Genomic DNA, 15706 nt, shown 5'->3' on the forward strand with positions numbered 1-15706 from the left:
ATCCGCATAGGCCCACCCATGCGCCCCGCTTTCCGCCCAATAATCATAATCACAGGCGTGCCCCCGCACGTAGATCATCCCGTTGATTGAAGATGACCCGCCAATGACCTTGCCGCGCGGCGTGACCAGTTCGCGCCCGCCCAGATGCGGTTCTGGTTCCGATTTCATGCCCCAGTCATAAAGGCTCATATTCATTGGATAGGACAACGCTGCGGGCATCTGGATCAGTGGCCCTGCGTCGCTGCCGCCATATTCGACGATCAGGACTTGCTTGCCAGCCTCGGCCAGACGGTAGGCGATGGCGCATCCGGCAGAGCCTGCGCCGATGATTACGTAGTCAGCTTGCATAGTCGTGGCCTTTGATTTGTTGATCCCTCCGGAGCCTCCGGCGGGAGTTTTCTTGTCAAGATGAAGGGCTTATTCGCCGCGCGGGAAGCGTTGGCTTTCTTCCAGCACATTGAGATCCATGTGGTTACGCATGTAGCGTTCGGACGCTTTTTGCAGCGGCTGATAGTCCCAAGGAAAATAGTTGCCGTTGCGCAGGGCTTCATAGACGATCCAGCGGCAGGCTTGTGACTGCCTGACAGCGGCATCGAATTGCGCCAGATCCCAGCGTGCTTCGGATTTGGCGCGCAATTGGCTCAACGTGCCTTGGCGGGCAGGCGTCTCTGCCAGATTGGTCAGTTCTTGTGGGTCGGCGTCCAGATCGAAAAGTTGGTCTGGGTCCAAGGCGCAGCGGGTATATTTCCATTTGCCGTAGCGCAAGCACACAAGCGGCGCATAGCTGCCTTCGGCGGCGTATTCCATAGCCACCGGCGTGTCGCGAGTTCCACCTTGACCCAGAGAAACGAGGCTTTCGCCGGTCGTCCAGGGTGCCACTTCGGACATGTCGATGCCCGCCAGTTCGCAGAGCGTTGGGGCCACGTCGATATTGCTGACGGGGGTGTCGATGAGGCCGGGTTTCATCTGAGGGCTTGCGATCATCAAAGGCACCCGCGCGGACCCTTCATAGAAGGACATTTTGAACCAGAGCCCGCGTTCGCCCAACATATCGCCGTGGTCGGACACAAACAGGATCGTCGCCTCTTGCCGTGTATCTTTCAGGGCCTGCAGCACTTCGCCGATCTTGTCATCGAGATAGGAGATGTTGGCGAAATAGGCCTGCCGCGCCCGTTTGATGTGGTCTTCTGTGATGTTGAAGTTGTCCCGATCGTTGGCATCCAGAATGCGTTGCGAATGCGCGTCCTGATCGGCGTAGGGGATCGGGCCGACCTCTGGCATGAGGTGCGCACAATCATTATAGAGATCCCAGTATTTCCTGCGCGCCACGTAAGGGTCATGCGGGTGGGTGAAGCTGACTGTCAGGCACCAAGGCCGCCCATCATGCCCGCGCGACAGATCATAGAGCTTGCGGGTCGCGTTATAGCAAACCTCATCGTCGTATTCCATTTGGTTGGTGATTTCCGCCACGCCTGCGCCCGTCACCGAGCCCATGTTGTGGTACCACCAGTCGATCCGCTCTCCCGGTTTGCGATAGTCAGGGGTCCAACCGAAGTCGGGCGGGTAGATATCCGTGGTCAGCCGTTCTTCGAAACCGTGAAGTTGATCGGGGCCGACGAAATGCATCTTGCCCGAAAGACAGGTTTGATAGCCCGCTCTGCGCAGATGGTGCGCATAGGTCGGGATCGATGACGCGAATTCCGCCGCATTGTCATAGACACCCGTGCGTGATGGCAAGAGGCCCGACATCAAAGACGCCCGCCCCGGCGCGCAAAGCGGAGAGGCCGTATAGCTATTGGCAAAGCGCGTGGAGCGCGCAGCCAAGGCTTTCAGGTTGGGTGCATGGAGCCATTCGGCAGGGCCGTCGGGGAAGAACGTGCCGTTCAACTGGTCGACCATGATGATAAGTATGTTCGGCTTGCTCATTGAGGGCGCCCCCCGAGTTCGATGTGCAACAATGCCAGCGCCCGAGCTGTCGCGTCGGAGTATCCGGCCTGCGCATGTGACAGGCCTTGCCGCAGGTAGAGACCATCTATCAAGGCCGCGATACGTGTCGCACTGCCATCCGCATTTGGTCCAACCAGCGGGCGCAGGTCATTGAGCAGATTGCTGTGCAAACGCCGCTGATATATCCGCAGAAGGCGGTGCGCATCGGGTGAGGTTTGCGCCAACACATAGAAGTTGAGCCATGCCGCGATGACTTCCGGCTGGAAATTGGAGGAGGCGAAACTGGCGCGGATGACGGCCTCCAGCCGGGCGCGGTGGCCTTTCGCGCCTTTCAGCGCATTGCGAACTTCGGCTGCGTAAATTGCAAGGGTATGGCGCATCGCTGCCAGAAAAATCTGATCCTTGCCACCAAAATAGTGATGCGCCAAAGCCGCGGACATGCCCGCGCGCTTGGCAATATTGCTGACAGTCACATCCAGATTGCCAACCGCACCGATTTCGTCAATCGTGGCTTTCACTAAAGCCGCGCGGCGGATAGGCTCCATTCCAAGCTTGGGCATAATTTCCTCATGGGGCTAGACCTGAGCAGCTAAATCATTCTTTATTGATCCGTCAATCAAGAAAAACAAGGGAGACCGAAATGAAACTGAAAGTAACAATATCGGCGATGGCCGTTGTCGCAGCTGCACCTGCTTTTGCAGAGTGTGGTTCTGTCACATTCTCGGATGTCGGCTGGACGGATATTACGGCAACGACCGCTGCCACATCTGTCGTGCTTGAGGCGTTGGGTTATGAAACCGATATCAAAGTCCTGTCCGTTCCTGTGACCTATATCTCGCTTGCCGAAGGAGACGTTGACGTCTTCCTTGGCAACTGGATGCCCACGATGGAAGCCGATATCGCGCCATACCGTGACGCTGGCACAGTCGACACTGTGCGCGCCAACCTTGAGGGGGCGAAATATACGCTGGCCGTCAATCAGGCCGCAGCTGACATGGGCATTGCGAATTTCGCAGATATTGCCGCCAACGCAGATGCGCTGGATGGCAAAATCTATGGTATTGAGCCCGGCAACGACGGCAACCGCCTGATTATGGATATGATTGCCGATGGTGCTTTTGGTCTCAACGACTTTGAAGTTGTTGAAAGCTCTGAGCAAGGCATGCTGGCGCAGGTTGACCGCGCCTCGCGCCGGGAAGAACCGATCGTCTTTCTTGGTTGGGAGCCACACCCAATGAACGCCAACTTCGACATGTCCTACCTAGAGGGCGGGGATGATTGGTTTGGGCCGAACCTTGGTGGTGCGACCGTGTTTACCAACACATCCGCAGACTATGTTGAAAACTGCCCAAATGTCGGCGCGCTGCTGAGCAATCTGGCGTTCTCGCTGGCGATGGAAAATGAGATCATGGGGGCGATCCTGAATGATGGCGAAGACCCCGCTGATGCGGCCTCGGCTTGGCTGACGGCAAATCCTGATGCCTTCATGGCGTGGCTTGACGGTGTGACCACCGAAGATGGTGGCGATGCCGTCGCTGCCGTGAAAGCGTCTCTGGGCCTTTAATCACGATTGGCAGGCTCCGATGTCGGGGCCTGCCACCTCCATGAATGAAGGTGCCCTATGCAGTGGATTACCGACAATAAGATCCCGATTGGGGATTGGGCAGAAGCGATCTTTGATCTGCTCAATGACAATCTGGGCTTTTTCTTCGATTGGCTGTCAGACACGATGGAAGCGCTGATTGATGGCATCCTCTGGGTGCTTGAGACACCACATCCGTTCTTTGTCATCGCAGCTTTTGCGGCGCTGACATGGGCTTTGCAACGCAACTGGAAAACGCCGTTTTTCGTTGTTGTGGGCTTTTTGTTCATCCTCAATCAGGATTATTGGGAAGAAACCATGCAATCGCTAACGCTGGTGTTGTCGGCCTGTGTGGTCTGCATGGGGATCGGGGTGCCCATCGGCATTGCCGCCGCGCACCGCCCGCGTCTTTACCGTGCGATGGTGCCGGTGCTGGATCTGATGCAGACCTTGCCGACATTCGTCTATCTGATCCCGGCCATCGTTTTCTTTGGAATCGGCATGGTGCCCGGATTGATCGCAACAGTCATCTTTGTGTTGCCTGCACCGATCCGTCTGACCTATTTGGGGGTCTCTTCGACCCCGACGCCGCTGTTGGAGGCCGCCCAAGCCTTTGGCGCCACCAAACGGCAGGTGCTATTCAAGGTCGAACTTCCCTCTGCCCTGCCCCAGATCATGGCGGGCCTGAACCAGACGATCATGCTGTCGCTCTCGATGGTTGTGATTGCAGCCCTTGTCGGCGCAAGCGGACTTGGCGTGCCTGTGATCCGGGCGCTGAACACGGTGAACACATCGCTGGGCTTTGAAAGCGGGTTCGTGATTGTCGTCGTGGCCATCATGCTGGATCGGATGTTGCGGGTGAATTCGAAATGAATGCCGTGAAGGGGAGTTGCCATTGCGGGACCGTCCAGTTCACCGTCAAGCTCAGCGATGGGATCAATTCCGCGCGGCGCTGTGATTGCTCACTGTGCTTGCGGCGCGGAGCGGTTGCAGTGACGGCCATGAAAGGCGACATCACTTATACGGCAGGCGCGGACAATCTGACGCTCTATCAATTCAACACCAAGGTCGCTGAGCATTATTTCTGCAAGACGTGCGGTATCTATACCCATCACAATCGGCGCTCGAACCCGCAAGAGGCCGGCATCAATCTGGCCTGTCTTGCGGGGCATACGCCGCTTTTGCCCGATGTCGTGGTAAACGACGGGCGGAACCATCCAACAGACGTGGGCCGAGAATTAAACGTCGGGGTCCTGAGGTTTGAACCCGAAAGAGGTCGACAATGAACGCCGTTGAATTCGACAATGTCTCCATCGTATTCGGGGAACGCCCCCAAATGGCGCTTCCGCTCATGGACGAAGGGCTGGAGCGGCCCGAGATCCGCGAGAAAACCGGTCAGATCCTTGGCGTTCACAATTGTTCACTCAATGTCGAGGTGGGCGAAATCCTCGTGTTGATGGGGTTGTCGGGCTCAGGAAAATCCACATTGCTGCGGGCGGTCAATGGATTGAACCCGGTGATCCGCGGCGAGGTCCGCATACATGATCGCGACTGGCATTGTAGCGTCGGCAAGAGCAGTGCGACCGATTTGCGACGGGTACGCCGCGAATGCGTCTCGATGGTGTTTCAACAATTTGGTTTGCTGCCTTGGCGCACCGTGCGCGACAACGTCGGCCTCGGGCTGGAACTGGCGGGGCTTGAAAAGACCGTACGCCTCAAACGGGTCGATCAGGAATTGGAGATGGTCGGCCTTGATGACCGTGCCGATGCGCTGGTGGGCGAATTGTCAGGCGGGATGCAACAACGGGTGGGGCTTGCGCGCGCGTTTGCAACTGACGCTCCCATTTTGCTCATGGATGAGCCGTTTTCGGCCTTGGACCCACTGATCCGCACACGGCTGCAAGATGAACTGCTGGAACTTCAGCAGAAACGCGGTCGCACGATCATCTTTGTCAGTCACGATCTGGACGAGGCCTTCAAACTCGGCAATCGGATCGCGATCATGGAGGGCGGGCGGATTGTCCAATGCGGCACCCCGCGCGATATCTTTACCAATCCGGCAAATGAATATGTGGCGGATTTTGTGGCCCATATGAACCCGCTCGGCGTTTTGACAGCGCGCGATGTGATGACACAAGGCACCACCGACGGCCCTGCAATCGATGTTGAAACACCTGTCCAAGACATCATGCACGACATCGACAGCACGTCCCTGCAAGTCACCGAAAACGGCAAACCTGTCGGCATTGTCACGCAGAGCTCGCTCATTGCGCGCCTCACCCCGGCTTCTTCAGAGTAGAAATATCCCCGCCGGAGGCTTGCCCCGCGAGGGGCAGATCACACCTTTGTTTGGGCAACCGCAGGCGTTGTTTGCCGCCTTGCCAGGGCCTCGCGCCATGTGATGAAGCTCACTGACCCCATTATCACCGCACCACCCAGGATCACCCATCCGTCGATGGCTTCTCCAAAAACCACTGCGCCCAAAACGACCGCCCAGACCAATTGCAGAAATGTCACCGGCTGCGTGACTGTCAACGGTGCTGCCGCGAATGCCAGCGTCATGGAATAGTGGCCTGCCGTTGCAAAGCAAGCAACCAGAAACAGCCAGCCAAGTTGCGCCAGCGTCGGCGTGACCCAGACCGCCGCTGCAAAAGGCGCCAGGCCCACCGTCACGGTGATCGACAACATGCCCACGACGACAGGCGCTGACACCTCGCCAGACATTTGCTTTGCGATCAGATAGCCCGCGGCAAAGCATAGGGCCGTGACCAGCATGGCGATGTGACCGATCTCAACCGCACGCAGACCCGGGCGCAGGATAATAATCGCGCCGATCAACGCCAAGATGACGGCTGCCAATCTCCGCGGCGGCAGGCGTTCGCCCAAGAACAATGCGGCCCCCAGCGAAACATAGACAGGAGAGAGGTAATTCATCGCCGTCACTTCCGCGATCGGGATGCGGGCCATCGCGAAAAACCACAAGATCACGGCCAGCGTATGGACAAAGCCACGAGCCCAGAACAGTTTCTTTTGCCGCGGTGTCAGATGCGCGGCCAGGATCGGCTTTATCATCGGAAGCAGAAAAACGAGGCCCAGCACATAGCGCAGAAATGCGGCCTGCGCGGCTGGCACATCGCTTCCTATGTGCTTCACAACCGCCGTCACACCCAGAAACATCACGCCCGTGAACACCATCCAGAAGATGCCGGCAACGGGCCGTGAATGCTTTGCAGTTTCCATCTGCAATGCGTGGCACCACAGGGACCCGAGTGCAAGCGCGTAGAATCCGCTGGATGAATGCGCACAGAGGGCCTAACACGGGGTCCATGAAAATACTCTTTCTTGGCGACGTGATGGGCCGTGCGGGACGTTCGGCGATTGTGAACCACCTGCCCCGCCTGCGCGCAGAGTGGAAACTGGATTTTGTCGTGGTGAACGGCGAAAATGCGACGGCGGGCATGGGCCTCTCGGGGGATCATGCGAATATCCTGCTTGATGCCGGTGCAGATGTCGTCACGCTCGGCGATCATGCGTTTGACCAGAAGGATATGCTTTCTTTCATCGAAAAAGAGAGCCGGATAATTCGACCGCTCAATTATTCCAAAGCCGCCCCCGGCGTCGGTGCCCGCATTTTCACGGCCCCCGGTGGTCGCAAGGTGCTTGTGGCGCAGGTACTGGGCCAGGTGTTTATGAAGCGCGCCTTTGATGATCCGTTCTCGGCTCTTGATGCGCTTTTGCGGCAATACCCGATGGGTGGTCAGGTCAGCGCGAGCCTGATCGATGTCCATTGCGAGGCCACGTCCGAAAAAATGGCCATGGGTCACTTCTGTGATAGCCGCGCCAGCATCGTGGTTGGTACCCATACCCACGTCCCAACCGCTGACGCCACGATCCTGCCCGGCGGCACCGCATATCAGACAGACGCGGGCATGTGCGGCGACTATAATTCCGTGATCGGGATGGAAAAGGCTGAACCCTTGCGCCGCTTCATCACAGGCATGCCAAAATCCCGTTTCACCCCCGCTGTCGAAGAGGCCACGCTGTCGGGCCTCTATGTCGAAACTGACAACCTGACCGGCAAAGCCACCCGCGTGGAGATGGTCCGCCAAGGCGGGCGGTTGTCGCAGACTGGCCCTTGATGATCTCTGAGCGCGGGCGGTTGACCGCCGTCCTGCTGCTTTTGGGTACGGGTTGGGGCCTGACGCAGCCGCTCACCAAGATCACGGTCACTGCCGGCTACCTGCCTTTCGGTATGATCTTTTGGCAAATGTTGATTGGCGCGGTGCTGCTGGGCGCGCTGCGGTGGCGGCAATTGCGCCGCGCGCCGGTGAATGCCCGGACCTTGGGTGTCTGGTTGATGATCGCCTTGATTGGGTCGGTTATTCCCAACATGACGAGCTTTCGCGCCGCGTTTCATCTACCATCCGGCATCATGTCGATTGTGCTGGCGACGATCCCGATGATGGCATTTTCCGTTGCGCTTGCGCTTGGCAACGATCGCTTTTCGCTGCGCCGCTTGTTTGGTCTGGTGTTGGGGTTGATTGGCGTGGCCTTGATCGCTTTGCCTGATGCCAGCCTGCCGGAGCGCGCGATGATTGCCTTCCTGCCACTCGCGCTTGTTGCGCCGTTTTGCTATGCATGCGAGGGCAATATTGTCGCGAAATGGGGAACTGCTGGGCTTGATCCCTTTGCCGTTCTCTTTGGCGCATCCGCGATTGGCGCGCTGATTTCACTGCCTTTGGCGATCGGTACCGGGCAGTTTTTTGTGCTGCGACCCCCGTTCATTCTGGCGGATTTCACATTGGTGCTGAGCAGCGTCATCCACGTCCTCGTTTATTCCGGCTACGTCTGGTTGATCGGACGTGCGGGGGCCGTCTTTGCGGTTCAAGTCAGCTATATCGTCACGGGATCAGGCGTGCTTTGGGCGATGACCTTGCTGGGCGAAAGCTACAGTTTTTGGATTTGGTCCGCACTTGTCTTTATGGGACTGGGGTTGATGCTGGTGCAGCCGCGCCTTGCCCAAGGCCCCGCACTGCGCGACACTCCCACTCATGGGTGACTTGTTTCAACTGACGCAAATGCAGGGTGCGATACTGACGATGGCTGTCGTGGTGGTCATGTTTGCCATGTTCCTGCGCGAGGTTTACCCCACAGAAGTCGTGGCGATGATCGGTGTCTCGATCCTGCTTGCCACGGGCGTGCTGCCTTATGAAGCGGCTGTTATGGCCTTGGCCAACCCTGCCCCTTGGACGATTGCTGCGATGTTTATCATCGTGGGTGCGTTGGTACGCACTGGCGCGCTGAATGCCATGACCCAGATCGCAGAGCGGCAGGCCAAGATCAGCCCTGCCCGCGCCATTGGCGGCGGCTTGGTCTTTGTGGCCTTTGCAAGCGCGATTATGAACAACACGCCTTTGGTGGTCGTGATGATCCCCGTTTTTGTGCAGTTGGCGCGCAGTCTGGGCACCTCTGCCTCGAAACTGCTGATCCCATTGAGTTATGCGGCCATCGTGGGTGGCACGATGACTTTGCTCGGGACCTCAACAAACCTGCTTGTCGATGGTGTCGCAAGGGCTTCCGGGATGGAAGCCTTCGGCATCTTGGAGATCATGCCGGTCGGCATCGTCGTGGTGCTCTGGACGTTTACCTATCTCTATTTCATGGCGCCGCGATTGCTACCTGATCGCGCCAGCATGGCGACGATGTTGTCGGATCGCACCAAGAAGAAGTTCTTCTCCGAAGTCGTCATTCCGCCCGATAGCAATCTGGTCGGCGACGCGGTCCGCAGCGTTGGCTTGTTCAAGCGCGACGGTGTGCGGTTGATTGATGTGCTGCGCGGAGACAAGTCTCTGCGCCGCAATCTGGCGGATGTCACTTTGCAACACGGCGACCGTGTGGTGCTGCGCACGGATGTAGCAGAGCTTTTGTCCTTGCAGGAAAGCAAGGACCTGCGACCGGTTGACCAGTTGTCGGCGGTAGAGACGACCACGGTTGAAGTGCTGATTACGCCCAACTGCAAGATGGTCGGGCGCAAGATGGGGGCGATGCGTTTGCGCCGCCGCTATGCGGTTTATCCTTTAGCGGTCCATCGGCGCGACGCCAACATCAGCAAGCAGATCGACGATATCGTGGTACGCGTTGGCGATACCCTGCTTTTGGAAGGTGCGCCTGCCGATATACAGCGCTTGGGGGAAGACATGAACCTTGGCGACGTGTCAGCACCCTCGCAACGCGCCTATCGCCGCAATCGTGCGCCGATTGCGATTGGGGTGTTGCTGGGCGTGGTCACGCTGGCGGCCCTTGGTGTCGCGCCGATCCTGTTGCTGGCGATGCTTGGGGTGACCTTGGTGCTTGCCACTGGCTGCATCGACGCAGATGAGGCGTTTTCCTATGTTGATGGCCGCCTTCTCGCGCTGATATTCGCTATGTTGGGGGTGGGGTCTGCACTGCAATCATCGGGGGCTGTGTCGATCATCGCGGATACACTGTCACCGGTGATGATGGTCTTGCCGTCGTTCTTTGTGGTGCTGGCGGTTTATATGTTGTCGAGTATCCTGACAGAGCTGGTGTCCAACAATGCCGTTGCGGTTGTGATGACCCCGATTGCGATTGGTCTCGCCTCTGCGCTTGGTGTTGATCCGCGCCCCTTGGTTGTCGCCGTGATGATCGCCGCAAGCGCCAGCTTTGCCACGCCGATCGGCTACCAGACCAATACGCTTGTCTATGGGCCGGGGGGATATAAATTCACCGACTTTTTGAAATTCGGCATCCCTTTGAACTTGTCGCTGGCACCCGTCGTATCCTTTGTAATCCCGTTCATCTGGCCGCTCTAGCACGGGGTTGCGGGGGCGCGGCGCAATGCCTTATAGAGACGCCAATTCACACTACCAAAGATGAGGGTTCTTCATGGCTGGCCACTCCAAATGGGCGAATATTCAGCACCGTAAAGGGCGCCAGGACAAGCTGCGTTCCAAGCTGTTTTCCAAGCTTGCCAAGGAAATCACCGTGGCTGCGAAAATGGGTGACCCGGACCCTGATAAAAACCCGCGTCTGCGTCTGGCTGTCAAAGAAGCCAAATCCAGCTCTGTGCCCAAGGATGTGATTGATCGCGCGATCAAGAAATCCCAAGGCGGTGACGCGGAAAACTATGATGAAATCCGTTATGAGGGTTATGGCCCCAATGGTGTTGCAGTCATCGTGGAAGCGATGACCGACAACCGCAACCGCACCGCGTCGACCGTCCGTTCCACCTTTTCCAAGAACGGCGGCAACTTGGGTGAAACCGGGTCCGTTGGCTTCATGTTCGATCGCACGGGTGAAGTCGTCTATCCCGCCGATGTAGCAGACGCGGATACCGTGATGATGGCTGCGATTGAAGCTGGCGCGGACGATGTGCAAAGCGATGAAGATGGCCACGTCATCTATTGCGCCGACACTGATCTGAATGATGTCGCCAACGCGCTTGAAGCGGCATTGGGCGAAAGCCAGTCGACCAAGCTGATCTGGAAGCCCAATATGACCACGGAAGTGGATGAAGAGGGTCTGACCAAGCTGATGAAGCTGCTCGATACGTTGGAAGACGATGACGACGTGCAGCGTGTGACGGCGAACTTTGAAGCCTCTGATGAGGTGATGGCAGCCTTTGCGGAAAGCTAGGGCCTGAGGGGGCGCTGCCCCCGCCGCCTGTGGCGTCTCCCCCGTGGTATTTTTGAACAAAAGAAGCTAGGGCGTGATGATGCCCTGCTCTGTCACGATCATGTCGAGTGGCTGATCGGTCGGCTCAAGCGGGAGGTCTGTGTCCACTTGTGCGGCGTAAGCGAATCCGATGGCCATTGTGGCGCGCGCGGCGCGCAGTTGTTCGAGCGTGCGGTCGTAAAAGCCACCCCCGTAGCCGAGCCGTCCGCCATTTCTGTCAAAAGCGACCAGCGGCACAATGACGATTTGCGGGATCATCCAGTCGCCTTTTTCAGGGATTCTTGCGCCGAATTCGCCATCTATGAGCGCGCAATCAGGCTCCCATAGCCGGAATTTGAGCGGTTGGGCGGCCCCCATGATGACAGGCACGCCCACCGGTCCATGTGCGGCGGCCTCTTCCATGGCGGGCGTTGGATCGATCTCCGTGCGCATCGCCATATAGCCCGCCAATGGCACGCCTCGGTACCCTGCCAGCACTTCGCTGAGGTAGCCTGCGGTTGCCGCCTGTGGTTGATGGACGGCTTTGCGGCGCGAGAATGCGGCCTGCCTTGCGGCGGATTTGTCCATTACAGCAGCCACATCGCAGCAAGTCCCAAAAACGCGAAAAAGCCAACCACATCCGTAACTGTTGTCACAAAGGCCCCCGACGCCAGCGCCGGGTCAACACCCATTTTTTCAAGCATCACAGGGATCACAGTGCCCGCGAACCCAGCTACCACGAGGTTGATAACCATTGCCACAGCGATTACGACGCCCAGCATCGGCGCGCCGAACCAGACCACGCCAACGACACCCATGACTATTGCGAAGATCAATCCGTTGATGAGACCGACCAGAACTTCTTTTCTGATGACCCGCCAGACGTTCGCCGTGGTCAGATCGCGGGTGGCCAAAGCCCGCACTGCCACAGTCAGCGACTGCGTGCCGGCGTTGCCACCCATTGAGGCCACGATTGGCATCAAGACCGCAAGCGCGACCAGCCCGGCAATGGTTTCCTCAAACAGTGAAATGACGAGCGAGGCAAAGATGGCTGTTACCAGATTGACTGCAAGCCATGGAAACCGCTGCCGCGTTGTCTCAATCACGCGGTCCGACAGGCTGCCGTCCCCCACCCCGGCAAGACGCAAGAGGTCTTCCTCTGCTTCTTCTTCGAGAAACATCATCGCGTCGTCGATGGTAATCACGCCGACGATCCGTTCGTCGTCATCGACCACGGGGGCTGTAATCATATGGTAATGGTTGATCGCTTGCGCCACCTCTTCCACGTCTTGCGTGACATGGAATGTGCGAAACGTGTCTTCGGTGATATTGCGCAGCGGCATGAGACGCGGGCTGCTGAGTATTCGTCCGAGGGTGACGTAGCCGGTGGCTTTCAGGCGCGGGTCGACCAGAATGATGTGATAAAACTGTTCGGGCAACAAGACGTCGGAACGCAAATAATCAATCGCCTCACCCACGGTCCAGTGTTCGGGCGCGCGTACCAGCTCCGACTGCATGTGACGGCCTGCGGATTCTTCGGGGTAGGAAAGCGCCTGTTCAACGACGACCCGGTCGCCGGCATCCAGCGCATCAAGCACCGCCTCCTGCTGCTCCTCATCGAGGTATTCAACAAGGTCGACCACATCGTCGCTTTCCAGATCCCGCACCGCATCCGCAAGCTCTGCCGGTGCCAGCAACTCAATCACTTCCTCGCGCAGGCTTTCGTCGAGTTCTGAGAGGACTTCGCCGTCGAGCCCGCCGGGCCAGACCGTGAGCAAATCGCGCCGGTCACGGGCGTCGATCTGTTCAAGAAGGTGTGCGACATCGGCAGGGTGCAATGGATCAAGCAAGCTGCCGACAACGGCGCCTTTACCTGCGTTGACTGCGGCCATGACATCACCCACCAGCCGGTCGGTAATGCCGAAGGCTTCGTCTTCACTGATGTTGTCGGGCTTTGCCATGATCTACCCTTTGCTGTCGATGGCACCATAGCCCATCACCAACGGCGTACAACGTGCATTTGGGCGATTTACCAACTTCGCGCGCATCCATATGGTGCCCTTATGACAACACATCTTCTTCTTGGTCAGACAGTCGGTTTTGACGGCAATCCGCTGACCGAACCGTGGCAGGACACCGTCCAGTTTGACAGTGCCGGAGGTGTCCTGGTGCATGGCGGCAAGATCGTCGCGGTGGGCAATGGCGCAAAGCTGCGTGCCGATAACCCGCAAGCCGCTGTTACCGATTACGGCGATGCGCTTATCACTGCGGGGTTTGTAGATGCGCATATGCATTATCCGCAAACCGGGATGATCGCGAGTTGGGGCAAGCAGCTGATTGATTGGCTCAATACCTATACTTTCCCCGAAGAAGCGCGTTTTGGCGATCCTGCCTATGCCGCCGATGTCGCTGGCCGCGCTCTTGACCTTGCGCTGGCGCATGGCACGACCACATTGACCAGCTTCTGCACAATCCATCCGCAAGGCGTTGACGCTTTCTTTGAGGCCGCCGCCGGACGTAATATGGCTGTAGTTGCGGGCAAGACCTGCATGGACCGCAACGCGCCTGACGACCTGCGCGATACTGCGCAATCGGCTTATGACGACAGCAAGGCGTTGCTCGCGAAATGGCATGGCAAGGGACGCGCGCAATATGCGATTACCCCGCGGTTTTCGCCCACTTCAACACCGGATCAGCTTGCTGCACTTGGCGCGCTCTGGTCTGAGAACCCGGCTTGTCTGATGCAAACGCATCTCAGCGAACAGCCCGCCGAAATTGCTTGGGTCAAAGAGCTGTTCCCGCGGGCCCGTGATTATCTGGACACATATGAAACCTTCGGTCTTCTGGGCGCAAATGGTCTTTATGGCCATGCAATCCATCTGGAAGCCCGCGAAATCGCGCGTCTGGCAGAGGTGGGCGCCGCCGTGGTGCATTGTCCGACCTCCAATACGTTTATCGGATCGGGCCTGTTTGATGTGATGGGATTGGCGGGCGCACAAATACGCGTCGGTCTGGCGACAGATACCGGGGGTGGGTCGTCATTTTCGATGTTGCGCACCATGGCAGCGGCCTATGAAATCGGACAATTGCGCGGTATGGCTTTGCATCCGGCCCAGCTGATGTGGCTGGCGACCGAAGGGTCGGCATCGGCGCTTAGAATGCAAGGGCAGATTGGGCATCTTGGTGCGGATGCAGCGGCGGATATCACCGTGCTTGATCTGGCCTCAACATCCGCGATCGCGCAACGCAGCAGCAGGGCGCGTGATATATGGGACGCCGTTTTCCCTACGATCATGATGGGTGATGATCGGGCGATCAAAGAGGTCTGGATTGCGGGTGTGCGTCACTCAGCAACCGGCTGAGATTTTCATCACCCAGGTATCATCGACAAGTGCCAGACCGAAATCGGTGTATTTGGCCCCCAGAAGATTGCGGCGGTGTCCGGGGGAATCGCGCCACGCTACAAATACTTCCAGTTCGGAATCCTGTCCGCGCGCGATGTTCTCTGCCCCTGTGCGCAAATCGCATCCCGCAGATGCCGCGCGTGCGACAAGGTCATCTCCGTTTGGTCCGCCGACCGAGCTATGCCCAAAATAATTCCGCCGCTCCATGTCGGCGGCATGGGCGATGGCGGCATTGGTCAAGGCTTTGCTTTGGCGCAGCGGTCCCAAACCCTGCGACGCGCGCAGACTGTTCAGCATTTGGGTGAAATCAGCCGACGCGACGCTTTGCGATGCAGGCGGCGGCGTGTCTGACACGGCTGGTGGGGTTGCACATGCGGCGAGCGTTGCAAGTGCCAGGGCTGAAAATCCGATTTTCATAACAAGTCCTCAGTTGTTATCACTTTGCCCCAGTCTAGTGCGAAATTTGGCCAAACTAAGATCGGACCTAGGCATCGGCAAGATTTCGCGCGAGGACGTTCTGGCGGGCAATGGCGCTGGCCGTGTCAATCGTCGTGACCCGCCCTTCTGCCACGATCTGCCGACCTTCCACAAAAAGCGTGTCCACTTTCATGGGCCCTGCAAGCAAAAGCGCCGCTGGATCCCACGACCCCGCATTTTCAATAGCTTGCCCGTCCCAAACCGCCAGATCGGCCCGCTTTCCGATGGCGATCTGCCCGCAATCATCGCGGCCAAGAACTTGCGCGCCACCGCGTGTTGCGATCTCAAGCGCTTCGCGGGCTGACATTGCATCTGCGCCTTTCGCGACCCGCTGCAAGAGCATGGTTTGGCGCGCCTCTGCGATCAGATTGCCAATATCATTGCTGGCGGAGCCATCAACGCCCAGGCCGACTTGCACGCCTGCGTCACGCATCTGTCGCACCGGCGCGATGCCGGAACCGAGGCGGCAATTTGAGCAGGGGCAATGCGCGACACCTGTGCGCGAACGCGCGAAAAGGTCAATTTCCTGATCGTCCAGTTTGACGCAATGCGCGTGCCAGACATCGTCACCGGTCCAGCCCAAGTCTTCTGCGTATTGGCCGGGCCGACAGCCAAATTGTGC

At 58.2% G+C, this 15706-nt stretch carries 17 protein-coding genes; 9 read left to right on the plus strand and 8 right to left on the minus strand.

Annotated elements, in window-relative coordinates; genetic code table 11:
• From ACFDSS_RS08505 to betI, 3 genes are all read right to left on the minus strand, one after another.
• The coding region (locus ACFDSS_RS08505; RefSeq protein WP_375255336.1) for an FAD-dependent oxidoreductase at positions 1–348 on the minus strand (348 nt) is incomplete at its 3' end.
• Positions 349–417: 69 nt separating this feature from the next.
• Positions 418–1926, minus strand: a complete 1509-nt coding sequence (gene betC, locus ACFDSS_RS08510) for a choline-sulfatase (protein ID WP_375255337.1) — start codon at positions 1924–1926, stop codon at positions 418–420.
• Complete coding sequence (betI, locus tag ACFDSS_RS08515) at positions 1923–2507, minus strand: choline-responsive transcriptional repressor BetI (protein WP_375255338.1); 585 nt, start codon at positions 2505–2507, stop codon at positions 1923–1925. Before betI ends, betC begins: the two co-directional genes overlap by 4 nt.
• An 80-nt stretch (positions 2508–2587) precedes the next feature.
• Between betI and choX the strand changes: the two genes are divergently transcribed.
• The 4 genes from choX to choV are packed head-to-tail and all read left to right on the plus strand — an operon-like array spanning position 2588 to position 5828.
• On the plus strand, positions 2588–3511 hold the full coding sequence (gene choX / locus ACFDSS_RS08520; RefSeq protein ID WP_375255339.1) for a choline ABC transporter substrate-binding protein: 924 nt from the start codon (positions 2588–2590) through the stop codon (positions 3509–3511).
• A 57-nt stretch (positions 3512–3568) separates the two neighbouring features.
• Entirely contained in the window at positions 3569–4402 is an 834-nt protein-coding gene (gene choW / locus ACFDSS_RS08525) for a choline ABC transporter permease subunit (protein ID WP_375255340.1), read from the plus strand.
• On the plus strand, positions 4399–4815 hold the full coding sequence (locus tag ACFDSS_RS08530) for a GFA family protein (RefSeq protein ID WP_375255341.1): 417 nt from the start codon (positions 4399–4401) through the stop codon (positions 4813–4815). Before choW ends, ACFDSS_RS08530 begins: the two co-directional genes overlap by 4 nt.
• On the plus strand, positions 4812–5828 hold the full coding sequence (gene choV, locus ACFDSS_RS08535; RefSeq protein ID WP_375255342.1) for a choline ABC transporter ATP-binding protein: 1017 nt from the start codon (positions 4812–4814) through the stop codon (positions 5826–5828). Before ACFDSS_RS08530 ends, choV begins: the two co-directional genes overlap by 4 nt.
• 38 nt (positions 5829–5866) lie before the next feature.
• Here choV and ACFDSS_RS08540 read toward each other — a convergent pair whose 3' ends face one another.
• Positions 5867–6769 (minus strand): DMT family transporter, encoded by a 903-nt coding sequence (locus tag ACFDSS_RS08540; RefSeq protein WP_375255343.1) that lies wholly within the window; start codon positions 6767–6769, stop codon positions 5867–5869.
• Between the two features lie 86 nt (positions 6770–6855).
• Between ACFDSS_RS08540 and ACFDSS_RS08545 the strand changes: the two genes are divergently transcribed.
• From ACFDSS_RS08545 to ACFDSS_RS08560, 4 genes are all read left to right on the plus strand, one after another.
• Positions 6856–7668: a TIGR00282 family metallophosphoesterase gene (locus ACFDSS_RS08545; protein ID WP_375255344.1), complete on the plus strand. Its 813-nt coding sequence runs from the start codon at positions 6856–6858 to the stop codon at positions 7666–7668.
• Positions 7668–8588: a DMT family transporter gene (locus ACFDSS_RS08550; RefSeq protein WP_375255345.1), complete on the plus strand. Its 921-nt coding sequence runs from the start codon at positions 7668–7670 to the stop codon at positions 8586–8588. Before ACFDSS_RS08545 ends, ACFDSS_RS08550 begins: the two co-directional genes overlap by 1 nt.
• Positions 8581–10362, plus strand: a complete 1782-nt coding sequence (locus ACFDSS_RS08555; protein WP_375255346.1) for an SLC13 family permease — start codon at positions 8581–8583, stop codon at positions 10360–10362. The genes ACFDSS_RS08550 and ACFDSS_RS08555 overlap by 8 nt, the downstream gene beginning before the upstream one ends.
• 73 nt (positions 10363–10435) lie before the next feature.
• Complete coding sequence (locus ACFDSS_RS08560; RefSeq protein ID WP_375255347.1) at positions 10436–11185, plus strand: YebC/PmpR family DNA-binding transcriptional regulator; 750 nt, start codon at positions 10436–10438, stop codon at positions 11183–11185.
• A gap of 66 nt (positions 11186–11251) precedes the next feature.
• On the opposite strand, the gene ACFDSS_RS08565 is transcribed toward ACFDSS_RS08560, so the two are convergent.
• Both ACFDSS_RS08565 and mgtE read right to left on the minus strand, forming a co-directional pair.
• The gene (locus tag ACFDSS_RS08565; RefSeq protein ID WP_375255348.1) at positions 11252–11791 is read right to left on the minus strand and encodes a 5-formyltetrahydrofolate cyclo-ligase; all 540 of its coding nucleotides are present in this window, start codon (positions 11789–11791) and stop codon (positions 11252–11254) included.
• Positions 11791–13164 carry a magnesium transporter gene (gene mgtE / locus ACFDSS_RS08570; protein ID WP_375255349.1) on the minus strand — a complete coding sequence of 458 codons (1374 nt, stop codon included), beginning with the start codon at positions 13162–13164 and terminating at the stop codon, positions 11791–11793. Before mgtE ends, ACFDSS_RS08565 begins: the two co-directional genes overlap by 1 nt.
• A gap of 102 nt (positions 13165–13266) precedes the next feature.
• On the opposite strand from mgtE, the gene guaD reads away from it, so the two are divergent.
• The gene (gene guaD / locus ACFDSS_RS08575) at positions 13267–14565 is read left to right on the plus strand and encodes a guanine deaminase (RefSeq protein ID WP_375255350.1); all 1299 of its coding nucleotides are present in this window, start codon (positions 13267–13269) and stop codon (positions 14563–14565) included.
• Here guaD and ACFDSS_RS08580 read toward each other — a convergent pair.
• Positions 14551–15024, minus strand: a complete 474-nt coding sequence (locus ACFDSS_RS08580; protein ID WP_375255351.1) for a CAP domain-containing protein — start codon at positions 15022–15024, stop codon at positions 14551–14553. The genes guaD and ACFDSS_RS08580 overlap by 15 nt on opposite strands.
• A gap of 67 nt (positions 15025–15091) precedes the next feature.
• Positions 15092–15706 (minus strand): amidohydrolase family protein (locus ACFDSS_RS08585; RefSeq protein ID WP_375255352.1); only part of this gene is annotated, 615 nt, incomplete at its 5' end.

The sequence above is a fragment of the Yoonia sp. genome, assembly GCF_042093035.1.
Lineage (GTDB): Bacteria > Pseudomonadota > Alphaproteobacteria > Rhodobacterales > Rhodobacteraceae > Yoonia.

What these genes read in the sequence shown, in the direction of transcription:
- betC (WP_375255337.1), bottom strand. Translation starts at nt 1,926, where the DNA reads ATGAGCAAGCCGAACATACTTATCATCATGGTCGACCAGTTGAACGGC.
- betI (WP_375255338.1), bottom strand. Translation starts at nt 2,507, where the DNA reads ATGCCCAAGCTTGGAATGGAGCCTATCCGCCGCGCGGCTTTAGTGAAA.
- choX (WP_375255339.1), top strand. Translation starts at nt 2,588, where the DNA reads ATGAAACTGAAAGTAACAATATCGGCGATGGCCGTTGTCGCAGCTGCA.
- choW (WP_375255340.1), top strand. Translation starts at nt 3,569, where the DNA reads ATGCAGTGGATTACCGACAATAAGATCCCGATTGGGGATTGGGCAGAA.
- ACFDSS_RS08530 (WP_375255341.1), top strand. Translation starts at nt 4,399, where the DNA reads ATGAATGCCGTGAAGGGGAGTTGCCATTGCGGGACCGTCCAGTTCACC.
- choV (WP_375255342.1), top strand. Translation starts at nt 4,812, where the DNA reads ATGAACGCCGTTGAATTCGACAATGTCTCCATCGTATTCGGGGAACGC.
- ACFDSS_RS08540 (WP_375255343.1), bottom strand. Translation starts at nt 6,769, where the DNA reads ATGGAAACTGCAAAGCATTCACGGCCCGTTGCCGGCATCTTCTGGATG.
- ACFDSS_RS08545 (WP_375255344.1), top strand. Translation starts at nt 6,856, where the DNA reads ATGAAAATACTCTTTCTTGGCGACGTGATGGGCCGTGCGGGACGTTCG.
- ACFDSS_RS08550 (WP_375255345.1), top strand. Translation starts at nt 7,668, where the DNA reads ATGATCTCTGAGCGCGGGCGGTTGACCGCCGTCCTGCTGCTTTTGGGT.
- ACFDSS_RS08555 (WP_375255346.1), top strand. Translation starts at nt 8,581, where the DNA reads ATGGGTGACTTGTTTCAACTGACGCAAATGCAGGGTGCGATACTGACG.
- ACFDSS_RS08560 (WP_375255347.1), top strand. Translation starts at nt 10,436, where the DNA reads ATGGCTGGCCACTCCAAATGGGCGAATATTCAGCACCGTAAAGGGCGC.
- ACFDSS_RS08565 (WP_375255348.1), bottom strand. Translation starts at nt 11,791, where the DNA reads ATGGACAAATCCGCCGCAAGGCAGGCCGCATTCTCGCGCCGCAAAGCC.
- mgtE (WP_375255349.1), bottom strand. Translation starts at nt 13,164, where the DNA reads ATGGCAAAGCCCGACAACATCAGTGAAGACGAAGCCTTCGGCATTACC.
- guaD (WP_375255350.1), top strand. Translation starts at nt 13,267, where the DNA reads ATGACAACACATCTTCTTCTTGGTCAGACAGTCGGTTTTGACGGCAAT.
- ACFDSS_RS08580 (WP_375255351.1), bottom strand. Translation starts at nt 15,024, where the DNA reads ATGAAAATCGGATTTTCAGCCCTGGCACTTGCAACGCTCGCCGCATGT.